The sequence below is a fragment of the Candidatus Binataceae bacterium genome (assembly GCA_035500095.1).
In the GTDB taxonomy this organism is placed as follows: domain Bacteria; phylum Desulfobacterota; class Binatia; order Binatales; family Binataceae; genus JAKAVN01.
Map to the genome: position 1 here is coordinate 1 of DATJXN010000063.1, position 11251 is coordinate 11251.

At 66.4% G+C, this 11251-nt stretch carries 8 protein-coding genes; 1 reads left to right on the forward strand and 7 read right to left on the reverse strand.

The features are described 5' to 3' along the window. Window positions 1-142: 142 nt before the first annotated feature. The 7 genes from VMI09_06920 to VMI09_06950 all read right to left on the reverse strand — a co-directional run bounded on the left by VMI09_06920 (window position 143) and on the right by VMI09_06950 (window position 10927). Window positions 143-1993: a hypothetical protein gene (locus tag VMI09_06920; protein ID HTQ24412.1), complete on the reverse strand. Its 1851-nt coding sequence runs from the start codon at window positions 1991-1993 to the stop codon at window positions 143-145. Then, on the reverse strand, window positions 1993-2685 hold the full coding sequence (locus VMI09_06925; GenBank protein HTQ24413.1) for a hypothetical protein: 693 nt from the start codon (window positions 2683-2685) through the stop codon (window positions 1993-1995). Before VMI09_06925 ends, VMI09_06920 begins: the two co-directional genes overlap by 1 nt. Window positions 2686-2758: 73 nt before the next feature. Further along, window positions 2759-3292: a dual specificity protein phosphatase family protein gene (locus tag VMI09_06930; protein HTQ24414.1), complete on the reverse strand. Its 534-nt coding sequence runs from the start codon at window positions 3290-3292 to the stop codon at window positions 2759-2761. A 162-nt stretch (window positions 3293-3454) separates the two neighbouring features. Then, window positions 3455-7864, reverse strand: coding sequence for an AMP-binding protein (locus tag VMI09_06935; GenBank protein HTQ24415.1), 4410 nt, complete (start codon window positions 7862-7864; stop codon window positions 3455-3457). Beyond that, window positions 7854-9494 (reverse strand): lactate racemase domain-containing protein, encoded by a 1641-nt coding sequence (locus VMI09_06940; protein HTQ24416.1) that lies wholly within the window; start codon window positions 9492-9494, stop codon window positions 7854-7856. The genes VMI09_06935 and VMI09_06940 overlap by 11 nt, the downstream gene beginning before the upstream one ends. Then, on the reverse strand, window positions 9475-10275 hold the full coding sequence (locus tag VMI09_06945) for an HAD-IB family hydrolase (protein ID HTQ24417.1): 801 nt from the start codon (window positions 10273-10275) through the stop codon (window positions 9475-9477). The genes VMI09_06940 and VMI09_06945 overlap by 20 nt, the downstream gene beginning before the upstream one ends. Window position 10276: 1 nt before the next feature. Further along, on the reverse strand, window positions 10277-10927 hold the full coding sequence (locus VMI09_06950) for a helix-turn-helix domain-containing protein (GenBank protein ID HTQ24418.1): 651 nt from the start codon (window positions 10925-10927) through the stop codon (window positions 10277-10279). 111 nt (window positions 10928-11038) lie between these two features. Here VMI09_06950 and VMI09_06955 point away from each other — a divergent pair. Continuing rightward, window positions 11039-11251, forward strand: a 213-nt coding sequence (locus VMI09_06955; GenBank protein ID HTQ24419.1) for a hypothetical protein, incomplete at its 3' end; no start/stop codon positions are given.

The window sequence follows — 11251 nt, forward strand, 5'->3', positions numbered from 1 at the left end:
CGGTCCGCGTGGCCGATCGCCTCGCTCAGCAACTCCAGATACTCCTCAAACCGCTCCGCCTCTTCCGCCGGCCGCCTCGTCATCAGCAGAGTATCGCAGAGCTGCAGACCGACTGCCAGCTTTATGACACAGTAGTACTAGACTAGTCGCCGCCGGCGTCCATTGGGTGCGCCGTAACACCCGGGGCGGGCCCGGCGCGATGCGAGCACTCGAACATCCCGGCGCCTGTGTTGTCGCCGATACGAAAGGTCGCGAAACCGAGCGAGGTCAGAATTCGGCTCTGCACGGGTCCCGGCCGCGACAGCATAACGAAACTCTCGACTTCTCCGCCGAGCGCGAGCGGGGCTCCGCCGCGCTGCGGGCGTAGTAGCGCGCTGATTCGGCGCGGCGGACGCCTCGAAGACGTCCGCGCAACCCGGAGCCGTTGCAGGTCCGAATCGCTCCATTGTTCGCGATCGCAAAGCCGCGCACTCGCTGTTTCGACGCCGTCGCTGTCGACAAGCGCGCGCGCTTCCACGGCGCGGGGTGAGATTCCCTCGTCCATGATGGCCCAAATCATCCGCCGTTCCCTGAAGGCGGCGTTGCCGATCCCGATAAGCGAGCGCCCCGCACGCGCGACGGCGTAGAGCGCTTTCGTTTCGCCGCTGATCGAGAAATGGCCGGTGACGCTGCCGAAGATGCCCGCGCCGGCCCCTTCGCGCCGCGTAATCGATTCGATTGGCGTTTCGGCCGGCGCCCCCGGATCGGCATGCATTGCCGGCCACGCTTGGAACTCCGCATGCAGCTTCATCGATTCGTGCAGCGCCGCCCGCGCGAGCGCGCGCTCGACGCTCAGGTAGGCGCTGCCGTCGTCAACCACCACTGCCGGCCCGACAAAATCGAAACACAGACGGCCATCGCGCAAGCAGAGGGCGAGCGGGCCGAGCCTGAGACCCTCGGCGGTGCGCTCGACGCGCCCTTCGGCGGTAAACAGCGCGATACGTTCGCGCCCCGCAATCGCCATCACGCGCGCGCCCGCAGCGCCGGCGCCCAGATCGAAGCTTGCCATCACGCCGATACGCGCGGCCGGATCGTAAAACTCGAGTCCCACGCGCAGCGGGCCGGCGGACGCCTGTTGCACTTTTTGCCGAAGCGGTGGCGGTGGTGTTTCGGCGGTGCGAATGATCTCGATGCGCCGCGGGCGCTCGCCGCCGTTGGTATGGCGCAGAGCGTGAGGCCGATCGCATCGCGCGAACGACCCAGCGATCGCGGCGATGGTCTCTGCGCGCAAACGCCCGGGCATCCGCAACGCCACCGAAAGCTCCAGTTGCACCGCTTCCAGCGCGCCGCGCGAGCTAAGCGCGGCAAGTCGCTGCAGCGGGCCCATCTGGCTTGACGCATGGCGCTCGGTGAATGTCTGCAGAAGATTGTCGGCGCCCGCGCCCGGATAGCGTAGACCGAAGGTGGGCTCGATACCGCTACGCGTGAGCGCCTCGATGAAATCGAGCAGCGGACCGTTGATGAAGCCTTCGCTCGCGGAGACGCGAGCGCTCCGCGCCGGCAGCAGTCCGCCAGCGGCCGACTTGACGCCGATCCCGACGTCAACGCGCGGCTCGATCACGTTCCATCCGTGAATCAGCAGCACCACCGCACATCCGTGCCGCGCGGCGATGCGCTCGAGGCGGGCAGCGATTAGCTCGAGCATCCACGGCGCTTCACTCGTCACCTGGCTCAGCCGGTTGAGGTCGAGCCGGTTGCGATCCATCCGGGCATTGATGAGCGCGCCGGCGCCAAGGCGAAATGCCAGCTCGCGCGTGATCTCGGCGGTGTGCAGATCGTTGACCTTTGGATTAACCGTAGCGCACGCCGCCGGACCGGCGCGCCCGCCGTGCGGCGCGATGAGGAACACGGGCGCGTCGCCCTCGACCTCCTGCAGCCATCGCGCGCGCTTTGGGGCGGCGGCCTCGTCAAATGAAAGCGCGCCGGCCATGGACCCTGCGACGAGCCTCGCCATTACACGCCGCGCCTGTAGCGTCTTAGCTTCATCGCCGCGCGCGCGTGCAGGATAAACGAAGCGACGAAGTAATACGCGATGAACGAGAGCGAAGCGCCAAGGAGGACGGGATGCTTTGCGGGAAGCGCCGCGAGCAGCGCGAGCGTTATTACGCCCCAGACGATCGCGAACGTCAGCGTCAGCACGCGGAGCGGGCCGGTGCGGTTCGGATAGATGTATTTGATCGGCACGAACACCATCGCCGCGAACAGCGTGACGATAAGCGTGCCGGCCAGCGTTCCGAGATCGAGGCAATAGAGATAAAACGCGACCAGGTTCCAGTACGAGGGAAACCCGCGGAAGTAATGATCGTCGGTCTTGGCCTCGACATGGCAGAAGCCGTAGCCGCTCGCGACCATCACCAGTCCGCCGACGATGTAGCCGCTTACCCCGGGCTCGAGAATCTGCGCACGCAGCATCAGGAACACGGGCGCAAGGACGTAGGTAAGGTAGTCGACGATATTGTCGAGCAGTGCGCCGTCGAAGTGCGGTAGGTGCCGGCGCACCTCGAGCAGGCGCGCCAGTGGGCCGTCGCTCGAATCGATCGTTGTCGCCGCCGCCATCGCGATAAAACTCGCCCGGAAATCGCCGCGCGCCGCGTAGTCGATCGAGACCAGGCCGGCGACCGCGCCGAGCGCCGTGTACAGGTGCACGGCCCAGGCGCCAAGCCGCAGCCAGCGGCTGCGCGCAAGCGTTGCCGCGTCGTCGCCCGCCCGAAGGGCCGGCTCACTTGCCGGGCTTGTGATGGCGCGGTCCGAAGTAGTCCTCCAAAATCGTCATAAACGGGCCGCAGGCGCGGCGCGCCTTGACGTGGGCGCAGGCCTCATCGAGCGACATCTCGCCATGCGCGCGCAGGTAGGCGATGGCGAGGGTCGGAGCGCGATTGAGGCCGGCATTGCAGTGCAAATAAACTCGCTCCCCCGAATTCACGAGCTCGGCGAGCGCGTCCAACGTATGCTCGAGCCGCTCGGCCATCGCATCCGCGCTGCCGTCCTGGATCTGCGTGCGGACGAATTTCAATCCGCTCTTTCGGCAGGCCTCCGTGAGCTCGCGCTCGCGCAAGCCGTTGAGCGCGAGGTCTTCGTCATCCTGGAGATTGTGGATGGCGGTCACGGCGAACTCCGATTTGAGCCACGCGATGTCCTCCGGGCGAGGAAATTCGCCGACCAGGAGGCCGGGAGCGATCTCGGTGACCGAGGGGCGGTCGCGGTTGCGCACCGCGTGGCCGTGGTTGTCGACGCGTTTGCTGAACCAGTCCATCCCTTGTGCGCGTCCGGCTATGCGCTTCGGATCGCGGCGCCGCCGCCGCATCCGGACGGCTGGCCGACGATTCGATTCTATCCCATCGCGGCGCGTCTTCTAAGCGGCGAGGGCGGCAGCGATCCACAAGCCCCGGACGCGGCGCCGTATCGGCGCGTGCGCTCAGCCCTTGGCGCGGCGGCCGCCGCGGGCGGAGGCGCGGCGCGTCCGATGTCCGGTACGCGCCGGTCCCTCGGCAGCCTCGTCCGCCGATTGCGGCGCGGCTGCCAGAGCGGCGGCGCCCTCTCCTTGGGCGGCGGGCGCGGGCCTCGCGCGCCTTGACGCGGCGGAAGCGGGCATCCGTTCACCCAGTGCGAGCACCGCGGCGCGCATCGCGTCGGCGAGCTTGCGATAGGCGCCAGTGCCCTCGGCGCTCTCGGCCATCGCGCGCAACTCGGCGTTGGTGATCACGCGCCCGATTCGCACCTCGACCGGGCTGCGCTGGGGGATGATGCTACCCTTGCCGAGCACTTCATAGGTGCCGCTGATCCGCACCGGCAGCACGTCGCATCCGCCGCGCAGCGCAAGGTAGCCTGCGCCGCTCTTGAATTCGTGGATCGCGCCGTCGGGCGAGCGTGTGCCCTCCGGGAACATCAGGAGGCTGCGGCCCGAGTTGAGCTCGTCGATCGCGTCGTCGAGCGATTCGAGTTGCGCGCGTTCGCGATCGAAGGGGATGAGCCGGGTGAAATTGCTGACCACGAAACGCCGCGCTCCGGTGTTGAAGAAGTAGTCCTTGGCGGCCAGCACCACCAGGTCGCGGCCCGCAGCGCCGAGCGCGTAACTTGCCAGCGCAAAATCGAGATGGCTCGCGTGATTGGCGACCACCAGGAAGTTTCGGTTGGCGGGGACGTTGCCGCGGCCCATCACGCGCGGCCGCAGCCATCGGTCGAACGCGGCGCGCTGCGCGCTTCGAAACACCGATTCGCCGAGCCGTCTAAGCACGCCGGGCAGGACCGGCGTGAACGGCTCCGCGAAGTGCGCGTAGGAGGGCAGCCGCGGACGGTTCTGTCCCTGGCCGACGGCGCGCTGCAAGTCGTCCACGGTCCGGAGGTCGCCGAGTTCCTCGGGGCTGAGCTCACGCTCGGCATGCACCGCTATGTGCTCGGCCAGTTCGGCCATCGCGAGCGAATCGAGCCCGAGGTCCTCGATCAACCGGGTCGCGGGCGTGATGCTCTCTACGCCGCTTGAGACCTGCGCGAGCGCCTGGGCGAGCCACGGCTCGACCTCCGAGCTTACCGCCGCGCGCTCCTGCGCGTGGGCTTCGAGCATCCGCTCGAGCGTCTTGACCACATCCTGGCGCTTGACCTTGCGTGTGCGCGTGCGCGGAAGCTCGGCGTCGGTGAAGCGCAGGATGCGGATGCGTTTGTGTGGGCTCAGTCCCGCGCCGACCTTTTCGAAGTGTGCGCGCAGGTTGTCTTCCACGGCGCGGCGGCTTTCGCCGCGCGCGTACGCCGGCACTACCAGCGCCGCCGCCTGCTCGCCCTGGCCGACCTTGAGCCCGACGATCGCGAGCTCCTTGATATACGACGAATGGCCGTAAACCTCTTCGAGTTCGTCGATATAGATGTTGTTGCCGCCGGAATCGACGATCACGTCCTTGGCGCGGCCGACGATGTAGAGCCGTCCCTCTTCGTCGAGGCGGCCAAGGTCGCCCGTGCGAAGCCATCCATCGCGCAGCACTTCGTCGGTGGCGGCCTTGTTGTGATAGTAACCGGCCATCACGTTCGGCCCGCGCGCGAGGATCTCGCCCAGAGTGCCGCCGCCGCTGGTAGCCAGTTTGATCTCGACGCCGTTAAGCGGTTTGCCGACCGATCCCGGCGCTATCGGCTCGTCCGGGCGCGCGACGCTCAACACCGGCGCGGCCTCGGTCAGTCCGTAGCCTTCGAGCAGGCGGATCCCGATATCGTTAAAAAAGCTGGCCACGCGCTGCGGCAGCGCAGCTCCGCCGCTTACGGCGAGCCGCAAGCGTCCGCCAAGGGCGGTGTGCGCTTGACGAAAGAGCATCGCGCCGACGTTGAGGCCCCATTCGCTGTCGAACCTGCGGTTGAGGTCGCGCAGACGATCGAAGAGCGCGTGCATGAACGGCCCCTGCGCCTCGACGCCGTCGACGATACGGCGATGGACTGCCTCCCAAAGCGCCGGCACGCCCACCACCGCGGTCGGCCGCACGTCGGCCAGCGTGCGCGCCAGGCTCGCCGCGTCCACGCCGAGCGGATAGACCACCGACGCGCCGAGCGCGAGCGGCAGCAGCATTCCGCACGTGAACTCGAACGTGTGATGGAGGGGTAGCAGCGAGAGCACCACGTCGGAGGAATCAAGGTTGAAGACCCGCGCGAGCATCGCGACCTCGGCGGCGAAATTCCCGTGCGTCAGCATGACGCCCTTGGGCGTGCCGGTAGTGCCCGAGGTGAAGACGAGCGAGGCGAGCGTCTTGCGCTCGGCCGGAGGCCGCGCGTCGGGCCGCCCTTTGAGCACGAACGGACGGCTGAGCTCGGCGAATTCGAGTTCGACGATCTCGCGATTCAGTTCAGTCAGCGCGCCGCCGAGGCGCTTGGCGACGCCCGCCGAGCATAGCGCGGCCGAAGGGGCTGCGATGCGGCAGATGGGCATGAGCTCTTCGGGCGAAATCAGATGGTCGAGCGGCACCGCCACGGCGCCGGCCGCGAGAATCGAAAAATATGCGAGCACCCACTCGGGCGAGTTCTCTCCGATGAGCAACACACGGTCGCCCGTCTTGACGCCGCGCATGCCGAGCAGGAGGCCCGCGCGATGGGCGCCGTCGCGCAGTTCGCGGAAGGTGGTCGTGACGCGCTCGCCCGAGGGCTGGCGCGCGACCAGCGCCGGCCGCGAACCATAGCGTTCGGCCGCGCGGTCGAGCATCTCGGCCAGCGTGCGATGACGCGCCGGAGCGCTCGGACGGCCGCGCGTATGCAGATCGAGCGAGCCGAAGATGTGCCGGCGCAGTCCCGGTAGATGGACGTTGATCCAGTAATCCGCCCAGTCGATGCGCTCGGGCGCGTAAGGGTGCTGTGCGGCATCGGCGGCAGAGAGCGATTTGTAAAGCGCGCGGATGTTGGCGCCGTGAAAAGTGTAAACCAGCTCCTGGATGTACGGGCGATAGACTTCGACCAGCTCGCGGGCCATCGCGGTATTGGCCGCGAACTTGTCGACGCCTTGCGCGAATTTTTTCGCGCGCTCGGAATCCTCGCCGAGTAGCGTGCGCGCGGCGCCGGCACCCTTCTTGAGCAGATCGGGAAGGGTTTGGCTTGCAAGTTCGTAAGTGTTTTGCGACACAACCACCGCTTCGAGATGCGGAGCGAAACGGCCCATCGGCCCGCCGACGCGGCGATGCTCGCGCCGGTTGCTGAGCCCCGTGAGCTCGACCAGCCGGCGCATTGGCAGCGGATTCACGTCCGAAGTGCAGAGCTGATAGATCGGTTTGTGGCGTCCGGCGAGGAGCGCCGCGAGAATCGGTATCATCGCGTGCGCCGCCAGGTCGACCGGAATAACGTCGAGGACCAAATCGCTCTCGGCAGGATAGAAGCGATAGCCGCGGCCGGAAAGATAGGTCAGCGGAGCGCTGGTGTTGACGCCCTGGTTCCATCCGGGGAACGGATCGCGCAGCGCGCTTTCGATGATCGACGGGCGCGCCACGGTCGCCGCGATCGTGTCCTGCGCTGCGAACACCAATTGTTCGCCCAGGCTCTTGCTGTAGCTGTAAGTGTTGGGCCAGCCCCATCGCCGCGCCCGCTCAAGCCCGATTTCCTTCAGTCGCTCTTCGACCCAGCGCTTGCGCCAGCGCTCGGCCGCCGCCTCATGGGCATCGCCGCTCTCAGCGTCGGCATCGACGACGTGAAGCTCGTCGGCCTGGCGCACCTGGTCGTGGGACTCCGCCTCGACGCGGGCGATGGCGGCCGTCGCGTCGCGCATCTCGCGGCGCAGCGTGAAGTTGCGCCGCCCGTTGGGGCACCAGTCGATCGGAATGTCATCCTCGAAACGATGGCCGTCGGCGTTGCCCGCCGCGTAGCAGGTCGAAACGTGGAGCAGCGCGGCGCCGCGCTTGCGGCAGAATTCGATCACATGGGCGACGCCGGTGGTGTTGACCGAAAGCGACTTTTCCAGAGAGGCCTCGAAGTTGACCAGCCCCGCGCAGTGCACCACCGCGTCGATCGCGCCGCGGCCCGGCGCGTCGCCCTCCGAGACCAGGTCTTCCTCGGTGATGTCGCCGCAGAGCACGGAAACCTTTTCCTCGATGTAGCGGTCAAAGCGATCGCCGAGATGCTCGCGCAGAGAGCCGAAGACGGGCGAGTCGAGAATCTCGCGGCGCATCCGGTTGAGCGCGAGCCTCCGGTCGCCGCGGATCAGCAGATAGACGCGTTCGATCTCGGGATGCCAGCGCAGGAGCAGCGAGAGAAAGACTTTGCCGAGAAAGCCGGTCGCGCCGGTCAGCAGGATGCTCCGGCGACGCAGGATCTGTTCGATCGGCGCCATCGCGTTGCGCGCGGCGCCATTGCTTCCGTTGCTATTCGACATCGGCGATCACCAGCGGCGGTAAGTGGAGATAGGTAATACTGGCCGAGCGCCCGAGCTCCGAGGTTGCCATCGCGATCGCCTCGTCGAGCGTGTCGGCCGATTCCCACCCCATGCGGGTTGCGACTTCCGGCTCCTCGCATCCGGCCGCGATCACGCGTCCGACCTGCTGGCGCGCGGGCTCGCCCCAGTACCACATGTAGAACGGATGCACGCCGTGGTAGGCGTGGCCATAACGGTACATGTGCACGTAAGTCGGATTGCGCGCGAACTCGGCCTCGAAATTGCGCTCCAGTTCGGAGGCGTCGGTCGTCTCGCGCAGGCAGCGATGGAAGAACTCGATGTAGCTCGGATGATGTTCGGGATGGAACTGGTCGCGCAGCGGATGGCAGACGATCACGGTGCCGCCTTCGCGCACTAGCGGCTTGCCGCGGAACATGTTGAACAGGTAGCCGAGGCCCGTGCACTGCACCAGCACCGGGTTCATCACGGAGTTGACGTTGTAGGGGCATACGTACGGCACGCCGACAATCAGTATGTCGGACTGGCCCTTGACCGGCACCGCGTACTGCTGGAACACGCGCGCGAGCGCCTTGCGATGGACCGCGTCGGTCTCGCCCGCCCACACCCCGGTCATCGCGTAGGGCGCGGCGTACTGATTGAGCACCTGGCGGCGCAGCGAATCCGACATGTTGGCGAGCGTCCAGCGGAAGCCCTTAAGGCGCATCCGGTCCCAATCCGAAAAGCGGTCCTCGTTCTTCTGCAGGAAGTCGAGCATCCCGCCGTACATCTGGTTGTTGATCGCGGTCTCGATGGTGAAGACGTTGACGTGCTGGTTGACCAGACGGCCCATCCGGTTGGCCGAGTTGTGCAGCGCCGAGCGCGTCGGGTCCATGTAGGAATGGCACTGGCGCAGCGTGGCGGGATTGTGATGGTGGCGCAGGCTCTGGTACGGCGCGAGGCCGACCGCGACCGATTTGTGGCCGCCGTCCATCGGGACCAGGTTGATGTTGAGATAAAGCAGCAGGTCGGACTCGGCCGCGCGGCGCGAGAGCCAGACTTCCTCGCCGTGATCGGTCTTGCCGAGCATCGCGAGCTCGGCGCGGTTTTCGGCATCGAAGTTGTACAGCCGCTCGGGCCAGAATTGCTTGAACGCACGCTCGCCCACCATGCGCCGAATTTCGGCCTCGGTCATCCGGCGATGCAGCGAGGTCGCGACGATCAGATGGACGTCGTCCACGCCGTAATCGGCGAGCGTCTGCAGCACGATGTTGAGCGCACGCTCGCGGATGTCGGGCCGGCGCATCTGCGGCAAGGGCAGGCTGATGTCGTCGATCGCGATGGTGACGCGCATGTTGGGATTGAGCTGCGCGAACAAGGGATCGGCGTTCTCGGGACGCAGGATGGCGTAGCGAATAGCGGCGTCGGGGTCGGCCAGCGGCTCCAGCGGCGGCGGCGGATAGATTACGCGGGTGCCGGCCGGCAGCTTCTCGTACCAGAAGTCGTCGCCGTAGGCGATGAGCCGCGGTGCCGAACGCCGGTTAAGCGTCACCACCAGGTCGCGGCGCGCGCCCGGCTCGTGCCTGAGTTCGGCGGTCTTAAGCTCCTTGAGCTTACCTTCCGGTCGCGCCATCCGTAGCTCTCCCCAGCCAGTCCAGCAGCCACGCCCCGCTCGCGCCGCCCTCGTGGGCGCGGTCGGCGTCCTCGTGGCTGAAACGAACGACCGGCCATTTGCGGTTGTGCGCGGCGGCGAGCAGGCGGCGGTCGGGATTCACAGCCACCGGATGCCCCAGCGCGCAGAGAAAGGGCAGGTCATAGTAGGAGTCGGCGTATCCCCAGCATGCCTCCAGGCTTACGCGGCGCTCGGCGGCAAAACTTTCGCACCAGACCGCCTTTTCGGAACTCGCCATCACCGGTTCGAGCATCCTGCCGGTCGCGATTCCGCGGCTGTAAACCAGGCGATTGGCGGCGAAATGATCGATCTTGAGGCGGCGCGACAGCGGCTCGACAAGAAAATCCGGCGAGCCGGTGACCAGCACCGGCTCGATTCCCGCTGCGCGATTGGCCTCCAGCATCTCGATCGCGCGCGGATACAGATGGCGCATCAGCACGCGCTCGCAATACTCCTCGCCGAGTTCCCACAGGCGATCGTGCGAGACCCCCTTGTAGGCCTCGAATAGTTTCATGTTAAGCAGCCGGCGGTCCTGGCGTTCGGCCATGTAGAGCATCGGGAGGCCGAGCACGAGCCGTGCGAGATAGCCGACGCGCGCGCTCCATTCGCCGAGGTTGGCCAGGTAGAAGATCGTGGCGTGCAGCAGGTTCAGACCGGCCAGCGTGCCGTCGAGATCATAGAAAGCGAGGGTCTTTGTCCTGGCGCGGGAACCGCGTCCCGATCTGGTCACGTAAACTGACATGTCATTCTAGTTCGGGCCCGAAAATAGCGCGCTCGCGAACCTGCAATTCGCCGCGCCGACGCGCCTCTTCGAGCAGCTCGGGACGGCCCACGCCGCCCAGTCCGAAGGCCAGAATTTCCTCGACCAGCGAATCGATCTCGCGCGGCCGCCGCCGCGCTATCTGGCCGACCACTTCCTTGATCCCGCCGAGGATGCAGTAGGCCGCGATCCGCGTGTCGCACGGACGGACCAGGTTCATCTCCACGCCCAAGTCGAGCGAGCGCTGAATCGCGTCGGCGATGCGCTGGTAGAACTCCAGGATCCGCAAATCGAGGTCGCGATCGAACCCTACCGAATGGTTGAGCAGGATATCGGTCAGCTCGCGCTCGGCCAGCACGAAATTCATCACCCGCTTGAGGTTTTCGCGCAATTGATTTACCGGGTCGGGTTCGTCCGGGCGCAGGCGCTGAATGCGTCGTGACAGCTCGGTTAACACTTGAGCGAGCAGCTCCTCGAAAAGCACCTTCTTGTTTTGAAAATAGAGGTAGAAGGTGCCCCGCGCGATGCGAGCGCGGGCGATGATATCAGCGACATTAGTACGGTGATAGCCTTTGCGCGCGAATATCCGTTTGGCGTGCCTCAGCACCTGAGCGCGCCGGGCTTGTCGTTCCATCTGCCAAAAATCCCCAAGAATATATGACCCTATCGGCCCGTTCAGGCAGTGTCAAACCTCCTGCAATATTCCCGTAGCGAACTTTTAACAGACGGCCGAGCCTGCGCCTCCATGGCCGGCGCGCGCCATCCTCAGGAAGGCGGCGACGGCGCGCACGTCGGGCAGGCTGAGGGCGCTTTGCCCACCCCCGCCAACACGGGCGCGCTTATGATGTTCCCCGAAGCGGCGGTGATGCAGGTGCAGCCCTTGGTCGTGCCGGAGTTGAAATATCCGGCGCCATCGCTGAACAGGAGGTTGTTATCCACGAACCAGGTTGCCGAGGCG